General features: G+C 66.6%; 22 protein-coding genes. 13 read left to right on the top strand and 9 right to left on the bottom strand.

Features of this window, described 5'->3' with window-relative positions:
* Positions 1–18: 18 nt before the first annotated feature.
* Positions 19–711 carry an NAD(P)-dependent oxidoreductase gene (locus tag ACFC0O_RS36380; protein ID WP_375966499.1) on the top strand — a complete coding sequence of 231 codons (693 nt, stop codon included), beginning with the start codon at positions 19–21 and terminating at the stop codon, positions 709–711.
* 102 nt (positions 712–813) lie between these two features.
* Positions 814–2,097 (top strand): glycosyltransferase 87 family protein, encoded by a 1,284-nt coding sequence (locus ACFC0O_RS36385; protein WP_375966221.1) that lies wholly within the window; start codon positions 814–816, stop codon positions 2,095–2,097.
* Here the strand turns inward: ACFC0O_RS36385 and ACFC0O_RS36390 are convergent.
* Both ACFC0O_RS36390 and ACFC0O_RS36395 read right to left on the bottom strand, forming a co-directional pair.
* Positions 2,076–2,765, bottom strand: a complete 690-nt coding sequence (locus ACFC0O_RS36390) for a DUF899 domain-containing protein (RefSeq protein WP_375966223.1) — start codon at positions 2,763–2,765, stop codon at positions 2,076–2,078. The two genes, ACFC0O_RS36385 and ACFC0O_RS36390, sit on opposite strands and share 22 nt — an antisense overlap.
* A gap of 166 nt (positions 2,766–2,931) precedes the next feature.
* On the bottom strand, positions 2,932–3,144 hold the full coding sequence (locus tag ACFC0O_RS36395) for a DUF5302 family protein (RefSeq protein ID WP_375966225.1): 213 nt from the start codon (positions 3,142–3,144) through the stop codon (positions 2,932–2,934).
* A 150-nt stretch (positions 3,145–3,294) separates the two neighbouring features.
* On the opposite strand from ACFC0O_RS36395, the gene ACFC0O_RS36400 reads away from it, so the two are divergent.
* The 7 genes from ACFC0O_RS36400 to ACFC0O_RS36430 all read left to right on the top strand — a co-directional run bounded on the left by ACFC0O_RS36400 (position 3,295) and on the right by ACFC0O_RS36430 (position 12,560).
* A complete protein-coding gene (locus ACFC0O_RS36400) occupies positions 3,295–5,520 on the top strand; it encodes an MMPL family transporter (protein WP_375966228.1) in 2,226 nt (741 codons plus the stop codon).
* Positions 5,521–5,612: 92 nt separating this feature from the next.
* Positions 5,613–6,860, top strand: a complete 1,248-nt coding sequence (locus tag ACFC0O_RS36405) for a sensor histidine kinase (protein ID WP_375966230.1) — start codon at positions 5,613–5,615, stop codon at positions 6,858–6,860.
* A complete protein-coding gene (locus ACFC0O_RS36410; RefSeq protein WP_375966233.1) occupies positions 6,857–7,543 on the top strand; it encodes a response regulator in 687 nt (228 codons plus the stop codon). The genes ACFC0O_RS36405 and ACFC0O_RS36410 overlap by 4 nt, the downstream gene beginning before the upstream one ends.
* A 98-nt stretch (positions 7,544–7,641) precedes the next feature.
* Positions 7,642–8,133, top strand: a complete 492-nt coding sequence (locus tag ACFC0O_RS36415) for a MarR family winged helix-turn-helix transcriptional regulator (protein WP_364639075.1) — start codon at positions 7,642–7,644, stop codon at positions 8,131–8,133.
* 11 nt (positions 8,134–8,144) lie between these two features.
* Complete coding sequence (locus tag ACFC0O_RS36420) at positions 8,145–10,724, top strand: MFS transporter (RefSeq protein WP_375966236.1); 2,580 nt, start codon at positions 8,145–8,147, stop codon at positions 10,722–10,724.
* On the top strand, positions 10,721–11,542 hold the full coding sequence (locus ACFC0O_RS36425) for a YceI family protein (RefSeq protein WP_375966239.1): 822 nt from the start codon (positions 10,721–10,723) through the stop codon (positions 11,540–11,542). Before ACFC0O_RS36420 ends, ACFC0O_RS36425 begins: the two co-directional genes overlap by 4 nt.
* Positions 11,543–11,600: 58 nt before the next feature.
* Positions 11,601–12,560 carry a DNA polymerase domain-containing protein gene (locus ACFC0O_RS36430; RefSeq protein WP_375966242.1) on the top strand — a complete coding sequence of 320 codons (960 nt, stop codon included), beginning with the start codon at positions 11,601–11,603 and terminating at the stop codon, positions 12,558–12,560.
* A gap of 7 nt (positions 12,561–12,567) precedes the next feature.
* On the opposite strand, the gene ACFC0O_RS36435 is transcribed toward ACFC0O_RS36430, so the two are convergent.
* On the bottom strand, positions 12,568–13,371 hold the full coding sequence (locus tag ACFC0O_RS36435) for an SDR family NAD(P)-dependent oxidoreductase (RefSeq protein ID WP_375966244.1): 804 nt from the start codon (positions 13,369–13,371) through the stop codon (positions 12,568–12,570).
* 225 nt (positions 13,372–13,596) lie between these two features.
* On the opposite strand from ACFC0O_RS36435, the gene ACFC0O_RS36440 reads away from it, so the two are divergent.
* On the top strand, positions 13,597–13,857 hold the full coding sequence (locus ACFC0O_RS36440; RefSeq protein ID WP_375966247.1) for a hypothetical protein: 261 nt from the start codon (positions 13,597–13,599) through the stop codon (positions 13,855–13,857).
* Here ACFC0O_RS36440 and ACFC0O_RS36445 read toward each other — a convergent pair.
* Together ACFC0O_RS36445 and ACFC0O_RS36450 are read right to left on the bottom strand one after the other, a co-directional pair.
* Positions 13,854–15,179 (bottom strand): carotenoid oxygenase family protein, encoded by a 1,326-nt coding sequence (locus ACFC0O_RS36445; protein ID WP_375966249.1) that lies wholly within the window; start codon positions 15,177–15,179, stop codon positions 13,854–13,856. The two genes, ACFC0O_RS36440 and ACFC0O_RS36445, sit on opposite strands and share 4 nt — an antisense overlap.
* Entirely contained in the window at positions 15,176–15,730 is a 555-nt protein-coding gene (locus ACFC0O_RS36450) for a hypothetical protein (RefSeq protein ID WP_375966252.1), read from the bottom strand. The genes ACFC0O_RS36445 and ACFC0O_RS36450 overlap by 4 nt, the downstream gene beginning before the upstream one ends.
* Positions 15,731–15,826: 96 nt before the next feature.
* Between ACFC0O_RS36450 and ACFC0O_RS36455 the strand changes: the two genes are divergently transcribed.
* Positions 15,827–16,351, top strand: coding sequence for a PadR family transcriptional regulator (locus tag ACFC0O_RS36455; protein WP_375966254.1), 525 nt, complete (start codon positions 15,827–15,829; stop codon positions 16,349–16,351).
* A gap of 13 nt (positions 16,352–16,364) precedes the next feature.
* On the opposite strand, the gene ACFC0O_RS36460 is transcribed toward ACFC0O_RS36455, so the two are convergent.
* Positions 16,365–16,778, bottom strand: a complete 414-nt coding sequence (locus ACFC0O_RS36460) for a nuclear transport factor 2 family protein (RefSeq protein WP_364639048.1) — start codon at positions 16,776–16,778, stop codon at positions 16,365–16,367.
* A 200-nt stretch (positions 16,779–16,978) separates the two neighbouring features.
* Here ACFC0O_RS36460 and ACFC0O_RS36465 point away from each other — a divergent pair, with 200 nt between their 5' ends.
* Entirely contained in the window at positions 16,979–18,331 is a 1,353-nt protein-coding gene (locus tag ACFC0O_RS36465) for an MFS transporter (protein ID WP_375966257.1), read from the top strand.
* On the opposite strand, the gene fmdA is transcribed toward ACFC0O_RS36465, so the two are convergent.
* Both fmdA and ACFC0O_RS36475 read right to left on the bottom strand, forming a co-directional pair.
* Entirely contained in the window at positions 18,316–19,569 is a 1,254-nt protein-coding gene (gene fmdA / locus ACFC0O_RS36470; RefSeq protein ID WP_375966260.1) for a formamidase, read from the bottom strand. The two genes, ACFC0O_RS36465 and fmdA, sit on opposite strands and share 16 nt — an antisense overlap.
* An 18-nt stretch (positions 19,570–19,587) precedes the next feature.
* On the bottom strand, positions 19,588–19,866 hold the full coding sequence (locus ACFC0O_RS36475; protein WP_375966263.1) for an FmdB family zinc ribbon protein: 279 nt from the start codon (positions 19,864–19,866) through the stop codon (positions 19,588–19,590).
* A 232-nt stretch (positions 19,867–20,098) separates the two neighbouring features.
* Here ACFC0O_RS36475 and ACFC0O_RS36480 point away from each other — a divergent pair, with 232 nt between their 5' ends.
* A complete protein-coding gene (locus tag ACFC0O_RS36480) occupies positions 20,099–21,814 on the top strand; it encodes a purine-cytosine permease family protein (protein WP_375966266.1) in 1,716 nt (571 codons plus the stop codon).
* A gap of 14 nt (positions 21,815–21,828) precedes the next feature.
* Here the strand turns inward: ACFC0O_RS36480 and ACFC0O_RS36485 are convergent, their stop codons facing one another.
* Positions 21,829–22,920, bottom strand: coding sequence for a substrate-binding domain-containing protein (locus ACFC0O_RS36485; protein ID WP_375966268.1), 1,092 nt, complete (start codon positions 22,918–22,920; stop codon positions 21,829–21,831).
* Between the last annotated feature and the right edge of the window lie 23 nt (positions 22,921–22,943).

Raw genomic sequence — 22,943 nt, forward strand, 5'->3', positions numbered from 1 at the left:
GATCTTCCCGAGGCCGCGGTGCATCTGTTCGACACCGGGCATTTCGCGCTCGAGGAGAAGCTGCCCGAGATCGCGCCGCTCATCGCGGACTTCGTCGACGGTCTGCGCGGGGAGCCCTTGAAGATCGCCGTCATCGGCGCGCGCGGCAATCTGGGCAGTGCGGTCGTCCGGGCGGCCACCGCCCGCGGCATCGCGGTCACCGCGTTGGATCGGGGCGCGGTGGAGGTGACCGATGCGGCCTCGATCAAGGAGGCCGTCGCCGGTCACGATGCCGTGGTGGTCGCCATCAAGGGTGATGATCATCTGGTGCCGCGCGGAGCGGCGGCGCTGCTGGAGGCGCTGCCGCTCGCCGGGGTGGATCGCCTGGTGTTCCTGGGTGGCGGCGGCAGCCTGGAGTACGCGCCGGGGCAGCGGTTCGTGGACTCCCCGGATTTCCCGGCCCAGTATCTGGAGACGGCGCGGGATCAGTCCGCGGCGCTGGAGATCTTCCGGAGTTCCGAGACCGGGGTGCGCTGGTCCTATGTCAGCCCGCCGCCGGTGCACCTGGTCCCGGGCGAGGCCACCGGGAGCTATCGGGCCGAGGCCCGCGATACCCCGATCGTGGATGCCGATGGTGAAAGTCGCATCAGCGTAGGCGATTACGCGTCCGCCATCGTGGACGCGGTCGAGCGGGATTCGTTCATCGGCGCGCGCTTCATGGTCGCGTACTGAGCCCGATTCCGGCACCGGGTCGTCCGGCATTCCCGGACAGTTTTCCGGTGCCGGTCGGCCTCCGGTCGATTGCCGTAGCCGACCTCGGTATTCTTCGTCCGGATGAGTAGTTCCACCGCTGTAGATGTGCCGAAGTCGCTGGACCGCCGTTTCGGGCGGGTGCTGTGGCTGCTTCCGGCGTTGCTGTCGGGTTTCACGTACCTGTGCCTGACCCGGCCGATCTGGCCGTTCTCCAAGATCACCGGTGGGTTCATCGATCTACAGGTGTACCGGATCGGGATCGAGACGCTGCGGCACGGCGGTGATCTGTACGGGCAGTTACCGCAGACCACCATCGGGATCGGGCTGCCGTTCATCTATCCGCCGTTCGCGGCGGTGATCCTGTCGCCCTTCGCGCTGCTGCCGTGGGATGCGGCCCGGTTCGCGTTCTTCGTGACCTCGGTGGTCGCGCTGGCGCTATCGCTGTATCTGGTCGCGCGCCGGGTGTGGCCGGAACAGGGTCGCCGGGAGCTGGCGCTGTTCGCGACCGCCTGTGCCACGCCGCTGGCGCTGCTGCTGGAGCCGGTGCGTTCGACGCTCGATTTCGGGCAGGTCAATCTGCTGCTGATGGCGCTGGTGGTGGCGGACTGCCTGACCGAGAAGCCGAAGTGGAAGCGCGGCATGCTGGTCGGCATCGCGGCCGCGGTGAAGCTGACCCCGGCGGCCTTCGTGCTGTACTTCCTGATCCGCCGCGATTACAAGGCCGCCGCGACCGCGGCCATCACGGGTGCGGCCGCGACCGTGCTGACCTTTCCGATCATGCCCAAATCGTCGACGGAGTACTGGTTCGGCGGAATGGGCAATGTGTCCGGACTGAGCGGATCCGCGTTCCACACCAATCAGTCGATTCAGGCCGTGCTGGCGCGCTTCGGAATTCACAAGCCGCTGTTCACCCTGCTGTGGCTGGTGCTGGGCGCGCTGGTGCTGGCCCTGGTGGTGGCCGCCATGCGGCAGGCCGCGGACCGGCCGCCGCTGGCGCTGGCCATCAATGCCGTCTTCACGCTGCTGGTATCGCCGATCTCGTGGTCGCACCACTGGGTGTGGATCGCGCCCGCCGTGCTCGCCATGATCGGATACGCGACCCGGCTGCCCTGGCGTGCGGCGGCGGGCTGGTACCTGGTCACCGCGGTCACGGTCGCGGTGTACGTCTACGGTCCGCAGAATTGGCTGCCGGGCGGGGACGGCAAGGAAACCCATTGGACCCCGTGGCAGCACTTCGTCGGTGATTCCTATGTCTGGCTGAGCGTGCTGCTGGTGGCCCTGTACCTGGTCACCGCCCGCCGCGCCGCCGCACAGGTCGCGCCGGCGCGGGCGGACGGATTGGTTCAGGCTCCCGGTTCGCCGTAGGCGGCGGCGATATCCTTCGAGCTGCCCCAGCGGCTGTAGGTGGGGGATTGCGGCCAGCCCGCGGGCGAGTCCTGCCATTCCTCCTGCCGCCCGTAGGGGAGCAGGTCGATGAGCGGGAAGGTCTGGCTGAGCTGTTCGGTGCCGCGGCCGTCGGTATGCCAGGTGCGATAGACCGTATCCCCGTCGCGCAGGAACACATTCACCGCGAATCCGGCTCCGGGCGGCGCGCCCACATCCGCGCCGAAGGAGCTGTTCGCGGTGGAGTACCAGGTCATCTTGTTGCCGACGCGCCGCTTGTAGGCCAGCGCCTCGTCGATGGGTCCCTGGGTGACGATGACGAAGCGCGCGTCGTAGTTCGCCAGGAACTCCAATCGGGTGTACTGCGAGGTGAATCCGGTGCAGCCGGGGCACTGCCACTCCTCGCCCTCGAACCACATATGGCTGTAGACGATCAACTGCGGTGCGTCGCCGAAGATTTCGGCCAGCCGAACCGGACCCTCCTCGCCCTCGAGGGTGTATTCGGGCATTTCAACCATCGGTAGCCGCCTGCGCTGGGCGGCGATGGCGTCGAGCTCGCGCGTGGCGGCCTTCTCGCGGACGCGCAGGGCGTCGAGTTCGCGTCGCCAGGATGCGGCGTCGACAATGGGCGGCAGTGCGGAAGTGGTCATCAGGTTTCCTCCCTGACCGGTACACAGAGTGCGGACTGTAGGTGTAGACCGCGCTCGCGCATCGAATTCATCGGTGCGGCGGGAAGAGAATCGGCGCCGAACAAGAAGAGCCCCGCACCGGTATCACCGATGCGGGGCCCGTCCCGCTCATGCGGACACCCGGGGGTTAGCCGCCCGCCCGGCGGCGGAAGGTGCGCTTACCGCCCGCCTGGGCGTGGGTGCCGCGGACTTTGGCATTGCTCTGGGCGGCTCCGGCCTCCGTGTGGTGGCCATTCTTGCGTGCGAGCGCTTCCCGGAACTTGCGCTTGGTCGCCTCTTCGGGCGTCTCGTCGGCCGGGGCCTCGAGATTCCCGTTCGGTACTTCTTGTTCATCGGCCATGGGGACAGCCTGCCACCTCGGGGGCATTCGACGGCATTCCAGGACCTGCGGAACGCGTACGGCGGGGGCGGACGTACTGCGGATGCAGTACACGCAACGGCCTTCACGTGCACGATGCCGACTACAGACGCCGACCAAGAGCATTGTCACATGGCGAAATTCCTGTACCGGGTGGGCCGCTTCGCGTTCGAGAAGCGGAAGCTTGTCGTTGTGCTCTGGCTGGGGATCATGGCGGCGCTGGTGGCCGGGGCCGCCAGCGCGCCCACTCCGCCGCCGGATACCTTCTCTATTCCGGGGACGGAGTCGCAGCAGGCGTTCGATCTGCTCGCGGAACGTTTCCCGGGCACCAAATCCGATGGGGCGGAAGCCCGGATCGTCTTCGTCGCACCGGACGGACAGCAGATCGGTTCGGACGCGAACAAGGCCGCGGTCGAGAAGATCGTGTCCGAGGTCGCGGGCGGCACGCAGGTGAAGGGCGTGCTCGATCCGTTCCAGACCGGTGCGGTCAGCAAGAACGGCACGACCGCGTACGCGACCGTGAGCTACAACGTGACCAGCGATCAGCTCACCGATGCCAGTCATGACGCGCTCACCAACGCGATCGACGCGGGCAAGGGGTCCGGGGTCACCGTCGAGGTCGGCGGGTCGGCGCTGCAACCCAAACCCGAGATGGGCGGGGCCACCGAGGCCATCGGTATCGCCATCGCCGCCATTGTTCTGATGATCACCTTCGGTGCGTTCGCCGCCGCCGGGTTGCCGCTGGTGACCGCGCTGATCGGCATCGGTGTCGGCATCGCCGCCATCGTGACCATCGGAATGTCCACCACCACAACGACCCTGGCGATGATGCTGGGGCTCGCGGTCGGCATCGACTACGCGCTGTTCATCGTGTCGCGGTACCGGACCGAGCGGGCGGAGGGCTACAGCGCCGAGGAAGCGGCGGGTCGTGCGGTCGGAACCGCCGGTTCCGCGGTGGTTTTCGCGGGCCTGACGGTCGTCATCGCGCTGGCCGGACTGGCCGTGGTCGGTATTCCGATGCTCACCAAGATGGGTCTGGCCGCGGCGGGCACCGTCGCGGTCGCCGTCACCATCGCGCTGACCCTGCTGCCCGCGCTGCTCGGCTTCTTCCAGAACGCGGTCATGCCCAAGGCTTTCCGCCGGGTGCTGCCCATCGCGGGGCAGGCGAGCGGAAATGGCCTGAACGCCACGGAGATTCCGGATGAGAAGCCCGGAATGGCCACGCGCTGGGCGCGATTCGTGGTGCGCCGTCCGGTGGCGGTGCTGTTGATCGGCCTGGTCGGCATGGGTGTGCTGGCGCTGCCGATGACGAGCCTGGAGCTCGGTATGCCGGGTGATGAGGCGCAGCCGACCTCGACGACCCAGCGCCGCGCCTACGATGCGCTGGCCGCCGGATTCGGTCCCGGTTTCAACGGCCCGCTGATGATCGCGATCGACGTCAAGGGTGTCGCCGATCCGAAGGGCGCGGTGGATCAGGCGGTCAAGACCCTCACCACCACCAAGGGTGTGGTCGAGGTGTCGCCCGCGATGTTCAACCAGGCCGGTGACGCGGCCATGCTGAATGTGATTCCGGCCAGTGGCCCGTCATCCACCGATACCAAGGATCTGGTGAACCAGCTGCGCGGTGAGGCGACGGCGCTGAAGTCGGCGACCGGTGCGACCGTGCTGGTCACGGGTGCGACGGCGATGAATATCGATGTCTCGCAGAAGATGTCGGACGCGCTGCTGCCGTATCTGGCGGTGGTGGTCGGCCTGGCCATCCTGCTGCTGATGCTGGTGTTCCGGTCCATCGCGGTGCCGATCAAGGCGGCGCTGGGCTTCCTGCTCTCGGTGGGCGCGGCGTTCGGTGTGATCGTGGCGGTGTTCCAGTGGGGCTGGCTGGCCGGTCTGATCGGCGTGCACCAGACCGGGCCGGTGATGAGCATGATGCCGATCTTCCTGATCGGTGTGGTGTTCGGGCTCGCGATGGATTACGAGGTCTTCCTGGTCACCCGCATGCGGGAGGCGTACGCGCACGGTGAGAGCGCCAAGGACGCCATCGTCACCGGTTTCCGGCACAGTGGCCGGGTGGTGGTGGCTGCGGCGGCGATCATGATCGCGGTGTTCTCCGGCTTCATCGGCGGCGGTGAGGCGATGATCAAGATGATGGGTCTGGGCCTCGCGGCGGCGGTCTTCTTCGACGCCTTCATCGTCCGCATGACCCTGGTCCCGGCCGTGCTCGCGCTGCTCGGCGATAAGGCCTGGTGGCTGCCGGACTGGCTGGCGAAGATCCTGCCGAATGTGGATGTGGAGGGCGAGAGCCTGAACAGCAAGGAGCTCGCCGAACCGGAGCGGGAGCTGGAATCCGCTCGCGCCTGATAGCCGAACGCATCGATGGGCCGTCCCGGGTGGGCGGCCTATCGGTCGCTTCGGGGTTGTCCGATTAGGGTTCTCAACGAGGAGGAACACCTATGACCGCCGAATGGTCGCAGTGGCCGCGCCGGCACAGCCGCGTCGTGGACGTGGTCGTCGCGATCCTGTTGTGCGTGCTGGCGACCTATGCCAGCCGGTTGGCGGATCACGGTAACGGGCAGGGGCCGGTGGTGGTGCGCCCGGCGTCGATGTCGGTGTTCGCCCTCTCGGCGACGGCATCGCTGGCACTGCTGCTGCGGCGCGAGTTTCCGCGCACGGTGCTGGTGATCACGACGGTGTGCGGGATCGCCATCGAGGCGCTGGGCTATGAGATCTCGCTGTTGACCGCGGGCGCGTCCTTCGTGGCGATGTATTCGATCGGGTACTGGTCGAAAGATCTTCGTACGGCCAAGGTCTGGCCGATGGTGGCGGGCGTCGCGCTGTTGATCGCCTCGTTCTTCCAGCATTTCAACCCCGTGCTGACCGGGGGTCGCATCACCTTGATCGCCGGTGTGCTGGTGGCGGGCGCGTTCGCCGAGGCCGGGCGCAGCCGCCGCAACTATCTGGCCGCGCTGCACGCGCGCGCCGAATTGGCCGAGCGCACCCGCGAGGAGGAGGCGCGCCAGCGCGTCGGTGAGGAGCGCCTGCGGATCGCGCGGGAGCTGCACGATATCGTCGCGCACCATATGGCGCTGGCGCATGCCCAAGCCTCCACGGCCGCATACCTTTTGCGCAGTCAGCCGGATCAGGCGCAGGAGATGCTCGATCAGCTGGCGGGCACCACCTCGGCGGCATTGCGTGAGCTCAAGGCCACGGTCGGCCTTCTGCGCGAGGATGATTCGGACGCGCCGCTGGAGCCGACACCGGGCCTGGCCCAATTGTCCGAGCTGCTCACCTCTTTCGAGCGCACCGGGCTGACGCTGTCGCTGTCGATCACCGGGGTGCCGCGTCCGCTGTCCCCTGGCGCGGATCTGACCGCGTACCGGATCATTCAGGAGGCGCTCACCAATGTCACCAAGCACGCGGGCACCGCGGCGGCGACGGTGCGGCTGGTGTACTCCCGGATCCTGCTGACCATCAGCGTCACCGACGACGGCGGCGGTGAGAGCGCCGAACACGTTCGCGGTGAACGGGATTCGGAGCAGGATTCGGACAGCCAGGGTTACGGTCTGATCGGCATGAACGAACGCGCGGTCTCGGTAGGCGGTCATCTGCGGGCCGGGCGCAGACCGGACGGCGGTTTCGAAGTCACCACCGAACTTCCGCTGGAACCTCCGAGAACCCCTGACCACGAGGACAATTCATGACCATCCGGGTACTGCTGGCCGATGATCAAGCGCTGCTGGCCGGAACCTTCCGGCTGCTGATCGATTCGGCCGAGGACATGGAGGTCGTCGGCATCGCCGGAAATGGCCGCGAGGCGGTCGATTTGGCGCAGGCGGTGCGCCCGGACGTGGTGGTCATGGATATCCGCATGCCGGGTGTCGACGGATTGACCGCGACCCAGGAGATCTGCGCCGATCCGGAATTGCGCGAGACCAAGGTGCTCATCCTGACCACGTTCGAACTGGATGAGTATGTGGCGCAGGCGCTGCGGGCCGGGGCCAGCGGTTTTCTCGGCAAGGATGTCGGCCCGGAGGAACTGCTGCGGTCCATTCGCGCGGTCGCCGCCGGTGATGCCCTGCTCTCGCCCACCGCGACCCGTTCGCTGATCGCGCGCTATCTGGCCCGGCCCGAAAGCCGGGTCAGCGCCGCCGAATCCCTCGAGGTGCTCACCGCTCGCGAGCGCGAGGTGGTGGCCATGGTGGCGGAGGGGCTGTCCAATGAGGAGATCGCCGAGAAGATGTACGTCAGCCCGCTGACCGTGCGCACCCATGTGCAGCGCGCCATGTCGAAGGTCGGTGTGCAGAATCGCGCGCAGCTGGTGGTGATCGCGTTCCAGTCGGGGCTGGTGCGCGTCGAACCGCCGCGCGCGGACGGTCATCGCTGAATTTCCGGGCCTTCAATCCGATGCTCGCCGTGTGTATAGTTGGCAACTGCAAGTAGTTGTAGTAGCTAAGTAATAAGCGTAATCGTGAAGGATCGATCATGGCGATCGTCGCCCGTGATCCAAGCGCCACAACCGAACCCGATGCGGCCGATCAGCTCGGCTCCGTGCTGGTCCGCCTCATGCGGGCGATCGGCAGGTCCAAACATCGGGTGATCAAGCACGGCCCGGACGGGTTGGAACAACTCGCCTACGCCGTGCTCTTCTGTCTGGTCCACGATGGTCCGCAGCGCACCGGCAAACTCGCCGAACTGCTGCACGCGGAGATCTCGACCATCAGCCGCCAGACCAGAACCCTTGTCGCACACGGCCTGGTGGCGCGCGGCGCGGATCCCATCGACGGCCGCGCCTGCGTGCTGACCGCCACCGCGGAGGGGGAGCGGGTATTCGCCGAGAACCGGCGGCGGCGCAATCTCTGGCTGGCCGGACTGCTGACCGACTGGCCCGCGGCCGATCGCGACACCCTGATCGACCTGCTCGACCGGCTCGTGCACGACATCGAGACAACCACTGTGCCAATCGAATCGAAATAGGTCCCCGAACTATGACAAGTGCGACGATCGAGGCGTCACCGGAAAAGCAGGCGGGCGGTCCGCCGCAGCTCTCGCACCGGCAGATCCTCACCATTCTGTCCGGTCTGCTGCTGGGCATGTTCCTGGCCGCGCTCGACCAGAACATCGTCAGCGTGGCCATCGTCAAGATCGCCAACAGCCTGCACGGGTTCGATCAGCAGGCTTGGGCGACAACGGCATACCTGATCACCGCCACCATCAGCACCCCGCTGTACGGCAAGCTCGCGGATATCTACGGGCGAAAAGCCTTCTTCCTCACCGCGATCGGGCTGTTCGTCATCGGTTCGGCGGCCTGCACCTTCGCCACCTCGATGTACGAGCTGGCCGGGTTCCGCGCCTTCCAGGGGCTGGGCGCGGGCGGGCTGATGTCGCTGGCCATGACGATCATCGGCGATATCGTCCCGCCGCGCGAAAGATCCAGATACCAGGGCTATTTCATGATGGTCTTCGGTATCGCGACGGTGCTCGGGCCGGTGCTGGGCGGCTGGTTCTCCGGTTTCGATCACCTCTGGGGTCTGGAGGGCTGGCGCTGGGTGTTCCTGGTCAATGTGCCGATCGGTGTGATCGCGCTGGTGGTGGTGGCCAAGGTGCTGAACCTGCCGCAGGAGCGCCGTCAACTCCGGGTCGACTGGGGTGGCGCTGTGGCACTGAGCATTTGCGTGGTGCCGCTGCTGATCGTCGCCGAACAGGGACGCGGCTGGGGCTGGGGTTCGGGCCGCTCGATCCTGTGCTACGTGATCGGCGTGATCGGCCTGGCGTTGTTCCTGGGTATCGAATACCTGATGAAGGACGCCGCGCTGATTCCATTGCGGCTGTTCAAGAATTCGACCTTCACGGTGTGCATCATCGGCGGTTTCATCGTCGGTATCGCCATGTTCGGCGCGATCTCGATGGTGCCGCTGTATCTGCAAGTGGTGCGCGGGTTCTCGCCGACCAAGGCCGGATTGCTGATGCTGCCGCTGGTGGCGGGCATCATGATCGGCTCGCTCATTTCGGGCCAGGTCACCAAACGCACGGGGCGCTACAAGATTCTGCCGGTGGCGGGCACGTTCATCATCGCCTGCGGCGGTGCGCTGTACGCGACGGTGCACTATGACAGCGCGCTGTGGCAGCCGCTGCTCTACAGCGGCATCATCGGTCTCGGGCTCGGTGGCTGTATGCAGACGCTGATCATCGCGGTCCAGAATGCCGGTCCGCGTTCGGATATGGGTGTGTCCACCGCGTCGGCGACCTTCTTCCGTCAGGTCGGCGGCACGCTCGGTGTCGCGGTCTTCCTGACGATTCTGTTCAATCTGCTGCCGAACAAGATCATCGACGCGTTCGGCGGTCATCTGCCGCCCGGATTCGACGCCTCCAAGCTCGACAGCGTGCAGTCCAATACCGCCGGTATCGCGGCACTTCCGGCCATGGTGCGGGACCCCATTCTGATCGGCTTCACCAACGCCATGCACGGTGTGTTCTGGGCGGCGGCCGGGGTGGCGCTGGTCGCATGCGTCGTACTGCTGTTCATGAAGGAGATCCCGCTCCAGGACATCGCGCCCGCCGCGCCGCAAACCGTCGATCCCGCAGCGGTTTCCGAGGCCGAGTGGGCCGAGGATCAGGTGTGGGACGGGGCCGCGCGCGCCATCTCGCAGCCGGAACCCGTACTGGCGGAAGCGCATAACGCCGAGAACGATGGTCTCGAGGCGAAACCCGTGGCCACCGTGGCGGCCTCGGCCACCAATGGCGCGGCACCGGCCGCCGGGCGGGTGCGCGCGATCGTGGGACAGGTGCGGCGCGATGACGGCCGCCCGATTCCCGATTCCGCCGTCACCCTGATCGATCAACGCGGACACCAGGTTTCGCGCGCCACCGGCGACAGCGGCGGCGGCTATCGCATCGAACCGCCCGCCGCGGGCAGCTATGTGCTGATCGTCTCGGCGGCCGGACATCTGCCGACCGCGGTCAATGTCGCCATCGACACCCATCCGCAGCAGCGCGATATCACGCTGCAGAGTGCGGGCGAGCTGTCCGGCACCATCCGCATCGCCGGTCGCGGCGGACCGCTCGCGGGCGCGAGCATCACGCTGACCGACGCCCGCGGTGAGGTGGTCGGCGCGGCGGTATCCGGGGCCGACGGCGGCTATCTCTGCAACGGCGTGGTCGCGGGCGCGTACACGCTGGTGGCGGCGGCCGCGCATATGTGGCCGCAGGCCACCTCGGTGGTGGTGCCGGACAGCGGTCTGCTGCATTTCGATCTGGAGCTGACCGCGATGGCCATGCTGACCGGCACGGTGTGGGCCGAGGGCCGGGCGCTGCCGGACGCCTCGGTCACCATTCTGGACGCGGCGGGCACCGAGGTCGGGGCCACTCGCACCGATGCGCACGGCCGCTATACGGTGCCGGATCTCGTCGAAGGCGGGTACACGGTCATCGCGCGCGGATATCCTGCGGTACACAGTCGAATTCGGCTCACCGGCGGGGAGATCGTGCACGATATGCATCTGGGCTACGACCTGGGTACGGTTGCGGCCGAGCAGGATGACGTCGAATGGTCAACGGAGGGATCATGACCGGTCTCACCGCCCGGATCCGGAGTTCGGCGGGCTGGCCCATGCCGGGTGCGGTGCTGATCGTCACCGACCTGGCAGGTCGGCAATTGGCCCGGGCGACATCGGATGCGAGCGGGGTCGCGATGACCGAACCGCTGCCGCCCGGTACCCATACCGCGGTGGTCACCGCGCCCGGTCATCAGCCGGTGGCCCAGCTCGCGCGCATCGCCGCCACCGGTGGCGGTGCGCTCGGCGAGGTCCGCCTCGAGCCCGAGGCGAATACGGTGGCGCTGCCGCCGCCGGGCCCGTGGACCATCGATCCGGCGCATTCCACCGTGCTGGTCACCGCCCGGCATCTCGGAATCGCCGGTATCAAGGCGCGTTTCGCCGAGGTGAGCGGGCGATTGGAGATCGCCGCGAACTTCGAGCGGTCCACCGGATACGCCGAGATCAAGGCGGCGGCCGTGGACACCGGGGTCGGCATGCGCGATGCGCATCTGCGCTCGGCGGATTTCCTGGACGCCGAACGCTTCCCGCTGATCACGTTCGCGGGCAACGGTTTTCGTCGCACCGGCGGCGACACGTGGGTGATGCCGGGTGAACTCACCCTGCACGGCCGCTCCCGCCCGGTCGAACTCACCGTCACCTACGGCGGCTACGGCCCGGACCCCTGGGGCGGCGTGCGAGTGGCCTTCCACGCCGAAACCCTCCTGCACCGAGACGATTTCGCCATCGACTACAACGCCATGGTGCGCGCGGGCATCGCCGCGGTGGGTGCGACGCTGCGCGTGGAACTCGATATGGAACTGGTGCAGGGGGAGCGGCTCCCGGCCATGTAGCGGGTCCGATCCGCCCGGATGCTTGACGGGAGGCGGGTGCGGGCGCAGGGTGGGGCCCATGGGTGACGGGGTTCGCGACGGTCTGAAGTTCAGCAGTCTGGACAGTCCGCTGTTCGATGGTGCGGACGCCACCAAGGGTGAGCTGATCGACTATCTGGAGGCGGTGGGGGAGCGGCTGGTGCGCAACCTGCGCGCCCGGCCGCTGTCGGTGGTGCGGGTGCGGCCCGGGCAGGAGCCGTTCATGCAGAAGAACCTGCCCAAGTACACCCCGGAGTGGGTGCCGCGCAAGACGATGTGGGCGGACAGCTCCAAGCGCGAGATCTCCTATGCGCTCTGTGATGACCTGCGCACGCTGCTGTGGTTCGGCAATCAGCGCGCGGTGGAGTACCACGTGACGCTATTGCTCGCCGAGGAGCTCGTCGACTATGCCGGTGGCCCAACGCATCTCGTACTCGATATCGATCCGGCCCCGGATCAGCCGTTCGATCAGGTGGTCGGCGCGGCCGAACTCATTCGCCAGGCCCTGGCGGACGATGGTCTCTCGGGTGCGGTGAAAACCAGTGGGGCCAAAGGCGTTCACATCTTCGTTCCCGTCAAAGATGTGAATATCGAGGATGCGGCGGCCGCCACCCGCGCCATCGCGGTCCGCGCCGAGCGACTCGATCCGGCGCTGGCCACCACCGCGTTCATTCGAGAAGACCGGGGCGGCAAGGTTTTCCTGGACTCCACCCGCGCGGGCGGCGCGACGGTGGTGGCGGCATACAGCCCCCGCATCCGGCCGGGGGCCACCGTATCCTTCCCGATCGGCTGGGCCGATCTCGGGCAGATCCACCCGCGGGATTTCACCATCCGCACCGCCCTGAAGGAACTCGGTGACCGCGATCCCTGGGCCGAGCAGATGCCGGACCCGCAGGTCCTGCCCGCGGACCTGATCGAACACGGGCACACCATCCCGGTCGCCCGCGTACAGGCCATGCACGAGGGCAAGCGCCGCGCCCGTGCGCGGCGCGATACCTGACCCGCGTCTAGTCGGTGGTCAGGCCGGTGAGCCGGGCGGAGAGATCCCAGAGCTCGCGGCCGACGGCGGGATCGGTGACCTGCTTATGGGTCGGTTCCTGGCGGCGCAGCTTGTTGAAGTACGCGCCGTTGATCGACGCGGGGTCCTCGACCGTCGCCAGATGGATCATCGGCGCGGCCCCGGTGTCCGGGGTGGGCAGCACGTGGCGTCCGATGACCATGAGACGGCCCAGGATCGGGGTCTCGCGCATGACCCCGGTGCCGATACCGCCGGGGTGGAAGATGTTCGTGGTGAGTCGCGGTGCGTGCTGCGCCAATTCGCGGGTGAACAGCAGCAGCGCGAGTTTGGCCGCACCGTAGGCGCGATGACCGCCCTGGGCGTCCGGATCGTTGAGGTCGAGCTTGCCCGTGCGATAGGCGACGCTGCCGGTGTTGATCACACGCGCGCCGTCGAGATTCGGTAGCAGCAGATTGGTGAGCAGGAACGGCGCGAGATGATTGACCTGGAAGGACATTTCGTGCCCGTCGGCGGTCAGGCGGCGACCGGCGAAGACGCCGCCCGCGTTATTGGCCAGGATGTCGATCGGTCGTTCGCTGAGCTTGTCGGCGAGTTCGCGCACATCGTCGAGCCGGGTGAAGTCGGCGATATGGTGTTCGGCGTCGATGGATTCGGCCACCGCGCGCGTCTGCTCCGGTGACCGTCCGACCACCGTGACGCGCGCCCCGAGTTCGGCGAAGCGGCGTACGGCGGCCGCGCCGATTCCGGAACTCGCCCCCGTCACGACCACCGTGCGGCCCCGCAGATCAGCCATTTTCATGCACTCCAGTCACTCGTCGTTCGCGGTCACGATCTCGACCTCGAACAGAGCCGCAGTGCCGGAACGGGTTTCGCGAACCGTACCCGGTCGCCGCATCCGATGCGCGGCGGGCCTTCAAAGCGAATTCACAGCCCGGACCGAGGTTGCGCGGCGTACCACTCGGGTACAGTTCCGCGCACGCCGACCTGTCGGTCCGCGTGCGTGAACAGGAGAAAACCCATGTCGGTGTCCCGTGCCGGGCTATTGCTCGCCGAAGGTGTTGCGGCGGTGAGCCTCTGCTTCGTGATCGCGGGAGGCGGTGCGAGCCGCGCGGTGCCGCTGGCCGAGGGGCTCGATGCCGGTTCGGCACTGTCGCCGACCGGGCTGGCCCTGGGGTCGGTCAATGGCGGGCCGCGCGATTGCGCCACCTTCGGTTCGGCCATGAGTCTGAGCGGTGAGTCGGGCGTGACCTGCAAGGGTATTTTCAGCGGCAGCGCCTAGGGCCGGGGATCCGGTAGCCAGCTTCCGTGGAAGCCGTACGGAACCCGTTGCGGTAGAGCGATGGTGGCTACCGGCGGGGCCGTCAGATCGTTTGCGTCCAGGATGGTCAGATCGCTGCGGTCGGTGGCGTGGTTGTAGACGTACGTCATGAGATAGCCGCCGCCGGTGAGTGTTTCGTCGGCGGGGGCGAAAACCGCCTCTGCGGGAACCAGTCCGGCGGCGAAGTCGTGCGTGGTGTGCGCGCCGGTGTGCAGGTCGTAGCGCACCAGCGCGCCGCCTTCGCCGGTCAGCCGGGACTTCCCCGATACGGTCGCGTGGCCGAAGCGCGAGTCCTGGGTGAGCAGCCGGTCGTCCACGCGCGGGAATTCGGCCGCGCGATCGTCGATCTGCTCCTCACGCACCGTGCCGGTGGCCAGGTCCATGGTCCAGCGCCACAGTGTCGCCTCGTCGAACGTGTCCGAACCGGTGCGCCACAGTTCGGGATAGCGCATGGCGTAGAGGATCACCCGGCCGTCCGCGTCGAAGGCGTTGAGGGTGTGGAAGACATAGCAGGGTGCGATCTCGAACCAGGCGATCGCGCCGTGCGGATCATCGCGGCGCAGTACGCCCAGTCGTGCCCGGTAGTCGTCGCTCCACCGGAAGGCCATACCGCCGGAGGCGGCGGCCTCCCGGTCGAAAACCACCGGGAGATCGAGGAATACGACGTGTTCGGCGGTCAGTGCGAAATCGTGCTGCATGGTCGCGGCGGGCACCTCGATCGGACGGCTCAGCAGCAGTTCGCCATTCGCGTCGGCCCGGTGATAGGTGAGGTACGGCTCGCCGGTCACCTCATAGCCGAAGAAGTGCAATTCGCCTGTGCGCGGGCAGGTTTTGGGATGCGCGGTCATGGCGGTGCGCAGCGCGCCGTCGAAATCGTAGGGGCCGACGGTATCGAGTTCGGTGGTCAATTCGTAGGGCAGCGACGATTCGACCAGCGCGAGGGTGTGCCCGGCGTGGCGGATGACATGGGTATTGGCCACGCCCGCCGTCAGATCGCGGGAACCGTCCGCGCCGTAGGGGCTCGCACCGTCGGTGAAGGTGCTGGTGCGCACCCAGCGATTGCGATAGGCGACGGCCCGGCCGCCTTCGAGACGGACCCCGTGCACCATGCCGTCACCGGTGAACCAGTGTCCGGAGGCGGCGTCGTGCGGGTTGGGGCCGTTGCGCAGGTACCAGCCGGTGAGTTCGGGCGGAATGCGGCCGGTGACCGAAAGTTCCTGTGCGGTCAGCTCTTCGGTGACCGGTGCGTAGTTCCCGGCCAGATGCGGGGGCGTCGTGGTCATGCCGGATCCGCCATCTTGCGAGCCTTGCCCTGAATGTAAGCGACATAGCGCAGGGTGAATACGACCGGGATGACGAAGGCCGCGATCTGCGCGATGGTGCGCGGTCCGTCGGTGTGCGCAAGCAGTGCGAGCGCCACGCACCCGATGGCGAAGCTGGCCGCCCATACCGAGGTGATGATGTAGCTGGTGCGAATGAAGACCGGGTTGTCCCACAGTTCGCGCGGCGTGCTCTGCTTGGCGATCGGCAGCGTGAACGGATTGCGCAGTGCCAGTGAGATTCCCGCGATCAGTGCCAGCACGCCCGAGGACAGAGCGGGCGAGTACGGGTGCAGCGCGGTATCGGGATTGACGAACGCCAGCACGGTCAGCGCGGCGAAGAACACCGCGGAGCCGATATCCATGAGCTGGGCGTCCAGGGCCTGGCCCGCGCGGGTCTGGCGGGCGACGGTGGCGGCGGAGATGCCGAAGGCGATGAGGGCGGCCCACTTCCAGTATTCGGAGGGGATCACCGCGTAGACGATCCACGGGGCGAAGGTGCGCAAGTAGGACATCTTCGATAGCTCCTCGGCGTGACATTCCTAAACTGACATGTCGAAGTTAGAACCTCCTAAGTCGACATGTCAATAGTGGAATGTAGGATGAGTGCCATGAGCCTTCGATTTGCCCTCCTCGGCGTGCTGGCCGAAGAGCCTTCGAGCGGATACGACCTGGTGCGACGGTTCAAGATCTCGCTGGGTCAGGTGTGGCCCGCCACCCAGAGCCAGATCTACACCGAGCTCACCAAGCTCGCCGATGCCGAACTGATCAAGGTGTCGGACGAGGGCGCGCGCGGGCGCAAGGAGTACAGCGTCACCGAGACGGGGCTGGAACAGCTGCGGGAATGGCTCACCGACACCCGGCCGAAACGGCAGCCGCGCAACGAGATGCTGATGCGGGTGTTCTTCCTCGGGCAGATCGGCCGGGCGCAGGCGCGCGCGTACCTGACCGATGTCGAAGAGCTGTACGTGAACGCCGAGTCGGAACTACACGAGCTGGGCGCGAACGTCGATTGGGATGACAGCGATCTGTCGGTCTACGGCCGCATCGCGATGGAATGGGGCGAGCGTTTCGCCGCCATGAATCAGGAGTGGGCGCGGTGGGCGCTCGAGCAGATTCCCGAGCGCAACACCTGAGCGCCGCAACGTATTACGCGGTCGCCTCGCGGGCGATCTGCGCGGCGGCCTCCTGCTGAATCTGCTCGAACTGCCCGGCCATCGCCGCGGCCAGGGCCTGTGCCGCCGAGAGCGGGCGCACCATCACGGTGAAGTCGACGATCTTGCCGTTCTCGTCGTACTTCAGGAAATCGCAGCCGTTGATCTTCTTACCGTCCACGGTGGCCTCGAACAGCAGGGCGTGATCGCGGCCATTGGCATCGGCGATCTCGCGCACGTATTCGAAGTCCTCGAAGACGCGCAGCACGCCGCGCAGGATCGCCGCGGTCACGGGCTTGCCCGGATAGGGCTTGAAGGCCACCGGACTGGTGAACACCACATCATCGGCCAGCAGCGCCTCGATCGCCTGCTCATCGCGGGCTTCCACGGCCTTGCGGAAGGAGTTCATCGCCACCTCTTATGCAACTCGTTGAATAGGTACCTCGGACGGTACCCGATTTCCGCGGCGGTGGCGATGGCCGGGCGCGGGGTTGATCGACATGCCGGGATGGCGTGTCAGCCGGGTTTGCGGCAGCGTCGGCCGGGTACCTTCGCGAAGATTGCCAAATATTCGCTGAATGCCTGTCGATGCACTGCCGAGGAGGTCGGATGAGCACGGTCATCGACGAGGCGCCCTTCACCGGCTTCCATAAACGGCTGGCCATCGCCTGTTCGGGCGGGCCACTGCTGGATGGGTACATCCTCAGCATCGTCGGCACCGCGCTCATCGGCATGACCGCCGAATTGGATCTGAGCACCGGGGATATCCAATTGATCGGCGCTGCCGCGCTGGTCGGGATGTTCGTCGGCGGCGCGCTTTTCGGGGTGCTGACCGACAAGATCGGCCGCGAGGTCATGTACACGGCCGACCTGGTGGTGATGGCGGCCTGTTCGATTCTGTCGTTCTGGGCCGAATCCACCTGGCTCATCGTGCTGCTGCGGTTCATTCTGGGCATGGCGGTGGCGGCGGACTATCCGATCGCCACCTCATTGCTGGGGGAGTGGCTACCGGTCAAACAGCGCGGCAAACTGCTCGGCTTCCAGATCGTGGCCTGGTATCTGGGGTCGGTGATGGCGTACGTGACCGGCTATCTGCTGCTGACCTTCGCCGGAAACGGCAGTTGGCGTTGGCAATTGGCCAGCGGTGCGGTGCTGTGCGCGTTCTTCCTCATCGTCCGGCAGACCACCGCGCCGGAGTCGCCGCGCTGGCTGGCGCAGCACGGCAAATCCGATAAGGCCGCGGATATGGTCGAGAAGTACCTGCACGTGCGGGTGAATCCCGCGGACCTCATCGAGGCCGACAGCACCGATAAATCGCACGGCTCACTGCGGGAGCTGTTCTCCCCGCGCTATCGCAAGCGAATCGTGTTCTGCTGCGGCTTCTTCCTGTGTCAGGTGGCGGTGCTGTTCGCCATGCTGACCTTCGGCCCGCAGATCCTGTCCTCCTTCGGCATGCCCGAGGGCACCTGGATGGACACCCTCGGCACCGCCCTGATCAGCCTGGTCTTCCTGATCGGCTGTCTGCCCGCCATGCGCCTGATCGACACCGTCGGCCGCCGTCCCGTCATCGTCTGGTGCTTCGGCCTGATGATCCTGCCGGTGCTGTTCATCGGCGTCTGGCCCAGCATGCCCGCCCTGCTCGGCTTCCTCATGCTCTGCCTCTACGCCTTCTTCTGCGGTGGCCCGAACGTGCTGGACTGGACCTACCCGAATGAGCTGTTCCCCACCCACATTCGAGCCACCGCCGTAGGCGTCGCCACCTCGGTCAGCCGCATCGGCGCGGCCCTGGGCACCTACCTCCTACCCTGGTCCCTCGACCACCTCGGCATGGGCCCCACCTTCCTGGCCGCCGCGGCCCTGACCGCGGTCGGCTTCGGCATCTGCGTCTGGGGCGCACCCGAGACCAAGGGCGTCTCCCTCGAATCCGCCGCCAACTCCGGCGAGATTCAGCGCGTGGCGTGAGGGGCTCCCATACCGGGATCGATGCGCACCGGGCCGGAAGCCGTCGGCGCGATGGGGAAATCGAAGATGGCGGTCGGAATGTAGACGGTGGCACAGGAATTGGGGATGTCGACGACGCCGGAGAAGCGGCCTTCGATGGGGGCCGCGCCGAGCAGCAGGTACGCCTGTTCGGGGGAGTAGCCGAATTTGGTGAGGTAGTCGATGGCGTGCAGGCAGGCGCGTTCGAAGGAGAGCTGGGAGTCGAGGTAGCGCTGTTCGCCGGACAGGGTGACCGAGGTGCCCGAGAAGGCAAGGTATTCGGTGTAATTGGGGCCTTCGTTGCCGGGCAGGAAGATGGCGTTCTCGCTGACGCCGTAGAGCTCCATACCGTTCTTGATCAGATCCACGCGCAGATCGATGAAACCGCCCATCTCGATCGCGCCGCAGAAGGTGATCTCACCGTCGCCCTGGGAGAAGTGCAGATCGCCGACCGAGAGCTTCGCACCGTCCACGAAGACCGGATAGAAGACGCGGCTGCCACGGGTCAGGTTCTTGATGTCCTGATTGCCGCCGTTCTCGCGGGGCGGCGCGGTGCGCGCGGCTTCGGCTGCGGCACGGTCGAATTCACCGCCGGTGAGCGAACCCAGGATGGCGTCGCGCGGTTCGGGCGGCAACGCCAGCGGCGGCACCCGCAGCGGATCGGTGGCGATCAGCGCGCCCTCGCGGGCATTCCACTTGGACAGCAGCGCCGCCGAGGGCGCGGTGCCCATCAGCCCCGGATGCATGATGCCGGTGAACTTCACCCCCGGCACATGCCGGGAGGTGGCGGTGTGACCGCTGAAATCCCAGATCGCCTTGTACGCGTCCGGGAAATGCTCGGTGAGGAAACCGCCGCCGTTATCGGTCGGGAAGATGCCGGTGTACCCCCAGCCCTGCCCGGCCAGCGGACCCGAATCCTCCTGCGGGATGGGGCCGATATCGAGGATGTCGACGATCAGCAGATCGCCGGGCTGCGCACCCTCCACCGCGAACGGCCCGGACAGGCAGTGCACCGTGCTCAGCGGTGCGTTCAGCACATCCTCGGCGGAATCGTCATTGTGGATCGCGCCGTCGAACCATTCGCGCACATGCACCCGGAACTCATCGCCCGGTTTGACCGTGACCGGGGCCGGGATATCGGGATGCCAGCGGTTGTGTCCGACGAACTGCTGTTCGGTGAACTTCTTGCGGGAATCCAGGGGGAACAACAACTCGGGCATGGCGGGACTCCTTCGGTGTCAGGGACGGGGAAGCTTGCGGTGCAACGGATTCCGGGTGACCGGCGCGGACGAGCGCCCGGCCGGAGCGCCGACCACGGCGGGTTCGCTCGCGGTGCGCGCGGTGGCGTCGATGAGCCGGGCGGCGGCCGAGCCGGGCCGCACGAACGCGCCACCGCCCACCTGCCGGCGGCTGTCGCCCGCGCACTCCGGGCAGTTCGCGACCTCGGGTACCGCGGCCATGCTGAAGCTGCGATCGAAGCTGCCGCAATCGCGGCAGCGGAACTCGTAGAGGGGCACGCTCACTCACCTCACTTAGTTTCAAATGAACCTATTCCGTACGGAGACGATACAAAGGCGTGCATGTCTCCGGGGCGAAACCGCGCGATGAACTTCGTATTACGACGAAAGACCTCCGTATCGCGCGAGTTAATTTTCATTCGGATTATCGCCATCTGAAAATATTGCACCTAGCGTCTTGTTTCGCCGCGACCCGCCAGCCCCTGTCGCGGCGTTTCAGCTAGGAGATCCGATGAGCAGCACCGCGCCCTCCGCGCAGTCAGATCCGCCCCAGACCCGCTGGTCCCGCTTCCAGTCCTGGGCGGCCAAGGACAATATCGAGGACTACTCACTGCGCTACGCGCCCAAGTCCTTTCGCAAGTGGAGCCCGATGGCGTGCTCCATCACCGCACTCGGCGGCATCGCCTATCTGGCCGACTATTCGATCGGCGCGTCCATCGCGGTGACGCACGGCGCGGCCAGCGCCGTGGTCGCCATCCTGGTCGCCGCGGTGACCATCTTCCTGACCGGCATCCCCATCGCGTACTACGCCGCCAAGTACAACCTGGACATGGACTTGCTCACCCGCGGAGCGGGTTTCGGCTACTTCGGCTCCACCCTGACCAGCCTGATCTACGCGAGTTTCTGTTTCATCTTCTTCGCGCTGGAGGGCGCGATCATGGCGCAGGCCATGAAACTGGCCTTCCACATCCCCCTGCCACTGGGCTATCTGATCGGATCGCTGATCATCATTCCCCTGGTGCTGTACGGCATGTCGGCGCTGGCCAAATTCCAGGTGTGGACCCAGCCGCTATGGCTGATCCTGTTCGCCGCGCCGCTGGTCATGATCGCCATCAGCGATCCGGACGGTTTCACCGGATTCCTGTCCTGGGCGGGTGACGGCGGCGGTCAGCGCGTCAGCGCCATCGCGGTGGGAGCCGGTGCGGGCGTTGCGCTTTCGCTCATCGCGCAGATCGGTGAACAGGTCGACTATCTGCGCTTCATGCCGGAGAAGTCCGAGACGCCGCCGCTGCGCTGGTGGGCCGCGGTGCTCGCCGCCGGTCCCGGCTGGGTGATCCTGGGCGCGGCCAAACAGCTGTGCGGCGCGTTCCTGGCGTTCTACGTGGCCGGGCAGGTCGGTTTCGCCCGCGCCACCGAACCGATCGAAATGTTCCTGGGCAGTTACGGTTCCATGATCCACAGCCATGCCGCGGCGCTCACCATCGCGACGGTCATGGTGCTGCTGTCGCAGGTGAAGATCAATGTCACCAATGCCTATTCGGGCTCGCTGTCCTGGTCCAACTTCTTCAGCCGGGTGCTGCACATCCATCCGGGCCGGGTGGTGTGGCTGGTGCTGCACATCGCCATCGCGCTCACCCTCATGCTGTCGAATATGTTCTCGGTGCTGAACACCATCCTCGGGTTCTACTCGAATGTGGCCATCGCCTGGGTGGGCGCGATCGTCGCGGATCTGGTGATCAACAAGGGGCTGTTGAAGATCAGCCCGCCGTACATCGAGTTCAAGCGCGCCTACCTGTACCCGATCAATCCGGTCGGATTCGGTTCCATGCTGGCCGGTTCGGCGGTATCGATCGTGGCCTACTTCGGGGCATTCGGTGAATTCCTGAAGGCGTGGTCGCCGTATCTGGCACTGACCATCGCGCTGGTGCTCACACCGGTGATCGCGCTGGCGACCGGCGGCAAATACTATCTGGCGCGGCCCAATCCGCTGCGCGAGGAGATCGAGAAGGAACCGCTGTGGGCGGGCCAGACGCTACTGGACGTGGTCGACGGCAAACGCTATGAACTCCCGGATATGGTGCACGACTGCCCCTTCCACGGCGGGCCCATCTCCTCGCTCACCTGCACGCTGACCAAGAACTGCCATGAGCAGTGTCAATCCGCCGCCTATCAGGACACCACGGACGCGAACCGGCTCGGCCTGGCGCAGCCCACCGCGGTGAGCTGATCGGCGCGGTCGATTCAGCCCTCGAGTTCGGCCAGCACGCTGAACTCGAGGGCGTCGGCGTCGGCCAGGAAGACCGGCTGGGTGGTGTGCGCGCCGCGCACCCGCACCTCACCGCGCGGTCCGCCGTAACTGACCTGTGCCGCATGCCTTTCGATCAGATGCGGGTCCAGACTGCGGGCGGTCTCGGCGAGCGAGGCGAACAACAGCATGCCCTCGTAACAGGATTCGCCGATATTGTTCAGCGCCGGTGCGTAACTGCCGAAGCGGCGCACATAGCGACTGCCGAAATCCATCCCCTCGGGGGTGATGACGCTCTCGAAATAGCCTGACGCGGTGTGCAATCCGCGGGTGCTGTCCGGTCCGCCCGCGTACAGCACGTCCTCGCCGATCATCATGGACAGTCGCAGTCGGCCGTCGTCCAGTCCGGCGCGGGCGAACGCGCGATTGAAGGCGGCGCAGTCCGAACCGACCATGAACAGCAGCACACCCTGTGCGGGGGAGTGGCGAATCAGTTCCAGGGCGCGCCCGAAACGGCGGCTGCCCAGCGGAACATAGGCTTCACCGACGATGGAGATATCCGTCCCGGCGGTGAATTCCTTTGTCGCCCGCGCGGTTTCACGCGGCCACACGTAATCGTTGCCGATCACGCACCAGCGCCGGATGCCGAACTCCGTCCGCAGCCAGCGCAGCGCCGGGAACAACTGCTGATCGGGCGTCTCGCCGACCATGTACACGCCGTCGGAATCCTCACCGCCCTCGTAGAAGGTGGTGTACACGTAGGGAACTCGGCCCGCCGTGCGCGGTGTGATGACCTTGCGCGCATTGGACAGATGCCAGCCGACCACACCGTCGATGGCCCCGCTGTCCACCATGCGGCCGATCCGCTCGGCCAATTGCGGCAGCGGCGCACCGGAATCCACCGCGTGCAGGCGCACCGGGCGATCCAGAATTCCGCCCATGGCATTGATGTCGTCGACGGCCAAAGTGGCGCACGCCTCCGAGGACGGCCCGAACATGCCCGCCGGGCCACTGAGCGGAATAACCAGCGCGATATCGACCGTCGAGCGGTTATCGCGAGAAGTGAAGTGGCCCATGGAAATCTCCACCGTATATTTCCATTTGAATCTTT

This window comes from Nocardia sp. NPDC056100, assembly GCF_042266325.1.
Taxonomy (GTDB): domain Bacteria; phylum Actinomycetota; class Actinomycetes; order Mycobacteriales; family Mycobacteriaceae; genus Nocardia.

What these genes read in the sequence shown, in the direction of transcription:
- ACFC0O_RS36385 (WP_375966221.1), top strand. Translation starts at nt 814, where the DNA reads ATGAGTAGTTCCACCGCTGTAGATGTGCCGAAGTCGCTGGACCGCCGT.
- ACFC0O_RS36390 (WP_375966223.1), bottom strand. Translation starts at nt 2,765, where the DNA reads ATGACCACTTCCGCACTGCCGCCCATTGTCGACGCCGCATCCTGGCGA.
- ACFC0O_RS36395 (WP_375966225.1), bottom strand. Translation starts at nt 3,144, where the DNA reads ATGGCCGATGAACAAGAAGTACCGAACGGGAATCTCGAGGCCCCGGCC.
- ACFC0O_RS36400 (WP_375966228.1), top strand. Translation starts at nt 3,295, where the DNA reads ATGGCGAAATTCCTGTACCGGGTGGGCCGCTTCGCGTTCGAGAAGCGG.
- ACFC0O_RS36405 (WP_375966230.1), top strand. Translation starts at nt 5,613, where the DNA reads ATGACCGCCGAATGGTCGCAGTGGCCGCGCCGGCACAGCCGCGTCGTG.
- ACFC0O_RS36410 (WP_375966233.1), top strand. Translation starts at nt 6,857, where the DNA reads ATGACCATCCGGGTACTGCTGGCCGATGATCAAGCGCTGCTGGCCGGA.
- ACFC0O_RS36415 (WP_364639075.1), top strand. Translation starts at nt 7,642, where the DNA reads ATGGCGATCGTCGCCCGTGATCCAAGCGCCACAACCGAACCCGATGCG.
- ACFC0O_RS36420 (WP_375966236.1), top strand. Translation starts at nt 8,145, where the DNA reads ATGACAAGTGCGACGATCGAGGCGTCACCGGAAAAGCAGGCGGGCGGT.
- ACFC0O_RS36425 (WP_375966239.1), top strand. Translation starts at nt 10,721, where the DNA reads ATGACCGGTCTCACCGCCCGGATCCGGAGTTCGGCGGGCTGGCCCATG.
- ACFC0O_RS36430 (WP_375966242.1), top strand. Translation starts at nt 11,601, where the DNA reads ATGGGTGACGGGGTTCGCGACGGTCTGAAGTTCAGCAGTCTGGACAGT.
- ACFC0O_RS36435 (WP_375966244.1), bottom strand. Translation starts at nt 13,371, where the DNA reads ATGGCTGATCTGCGGGGCCGCACGGTGGTCGTGACGGGGGCGAGTTCC.
- ACFC0O_RS36440 (WP_375966247.1), top strand. Translation starts at nt 13,597, where the DNA reads ATGTCGGTGTCCCGTGCCGGGCTATTGCTCGCCGAAGGTGTTGCGGCG.
- ACFC0O_RS36445 (WP_375966249.1), bottom strand. Translation starts at nt 15,179, where the DNA reads ATGACCACGACGCCCCCGCATCTGGCCGGGAACTACGCACCGGTCACC.
- ACFC0O_RS36450 (WP_375966252.1), bottom strand. Translation starts at nt 15,730, where the DNA reads ATGTCCTACTTGCGCACCTTCGCCCCGTGGATCGTCTACGCGGTGATC.
- ACFC0O_RS36455 (WP_375966254.1), top strand. Translation starts at nt 15,827, where the DNA reads ATGAGCCTTCGATTTGCCCTCCTCGGCGTGCTGGCCGAAGAGCCTTCG.
- ACFC0O_RS36460 (WP_364639048.1), bottom strand. Translation starts at nt 16,778, where the DNA reads ATGAACTCCTTCCGCAAGGCCGTGGAAGCCCGCGATGAGCAGGCGATC.
- ACFC0O_RS36465 (WP_375966257.1), top strand. Translation starts at nt 16,979, where the DNA reads ATGAGCACGGTCATCGACGAGGCGCCCTTCACCGGCTTCCATAAACGG.
- fmdA (WP_375966260.1), bottom strand. Translation starts at nt 19,569, where the DNA reads ATGCCCGAGTTGTTGTTCCCCCTGGATTCCCGCAAGAAGTTCACCGAA.
- ACFC0O_RS36480 (WP_375966266.1), top strand. Translation starts at nt 20,099, where the DNA reads ATGAGCAGCACCGCGCCCTCCGCGCAGTCAGATCCGCCCCAGACCCGC.